At 72.1% G+C, this 1,060-nt stretch carries 1 protein-coding gene; it reads left to right on the forward strand.

Translation table 11 applies throughout. The features are described 5' to 3' along the window. The first annotated feature begins 41 nt into the window (after positions 1 to 41). Complete coding sequence (locus tag E1298_RS47160) at positions 42 to 995, forward strand: RecB family exonuclease (RefSeq protein ID WP_424923251.1); 954 nt, start codon at positions 42 to 44, stop codon at positions 993 to 995. Positions 996 to 1,060 lie beyond the last annotated feature (65 nt).

Consider the following 1,060-nt stretch of genomic DNA (forward strand, 5'->3'; position numbering starts at 1 on the left):
GTGCGGGATTTCGTCGGGGGTGTCGCCTACGCTGCTGTGCCATGACGACCACCGAGGCCGGCAGTGAGGCGACAGTTCCGTCCATGGAGGGTCCCGGCGGCTCGGAGGGCGGGTCCGACGCGGCGGTCGCGGCGGTCGAAGTAGTCGGGTCGCTGTCGCCGTCGCGGGCGGGGGACTTCATGACGTGCCCGCTGCTGTACCGGTTCCGGGTGATCGACAAGCTGCCGGAGAAGCCGAGCGCGGCGGCGGCGCGGGGGACGCTGGTGCACGCGGTGCTGGAGCGGCTGTACGACCTGCCGACGGCGGGGCGGACGGTGGGGGCGGCGCTGGAGATGCTGGATCCGCAGTGGGAGCGGCTGCTGGAGGCCGAGCCGGAGCTGGCGGAGCTGTTCGCGGGCGAGGGCGGGGAGTCGGAGCGGGCGGAGTGGCTGGAGCAGGCGCGGCGGATGGTGGAGCGCTATTTCACGCTGGAGGATCCGCGGCGGCTGGAGCCGGCGGAGCGGGAGCTGTTCGTGGAGACGGTGCTGGCGTCGGGGCTGAAGCTGCGGGGGTACATCGACCGGGTGGATGTGGCGCCGAGCGGTGATGTCCGGATCGTGGACTACAAGACGGGGACGGCGCCGCGGGCGGATTTCGAGGCGCGGGCGTTGTTCCAGATGAAGTTCTACGCGCTGGTGCTGTGGCGGCTTCAGGGGCGGGTTCCGCGGTTGCTGCAGTTGATGTATCTCGGCAATGGCGAGGTGCTGCGGTACGAGCCCGATGAGGCGGATCTGCGGGCGACCGAGCGCAAGGTGGAGGCGCTGTGGCAGGCGATCCGGCGGGCGATGGACACCGGTGAGTGGCGGCCGCGGACGAGCCGGTTGTGCGACTGGTGCGATCACAAGCAGCGGTGCCCGCAGTTCGGCGGCACTCCCCCGCCGCTGCCGTCGGCGCCGGTCGTGCGTCCGTCCCCGGCGGACCTGGAGTCGGCGCCCCGCGAACGCGACGACCTCTGATCCGCCGCGCCCGGTTTCGCGAATGAACCCGTGCGGCCTGTGAACCACCGTGCGCCGTCCCTGGG

Origin of the sequence: Actinomadura rubrisoli, assembly GCF_004349215.1 — a bacterium.
GTDB lineage: Bacteria > Actinomycetota > Actinomycetes > Streptosporangiales > Streptosporangiaceae > Spirillospora > Spirillospora rubrisoli.

Coding starts and splice junctions, on each gene's coding strand:
- E1298_RS47160 (WP_424923251.1), top strand. CDS start 42: ATGACGACCACCGAGGCCGGCAGTGAGGCGACAGTTCCGTCCATGGAG.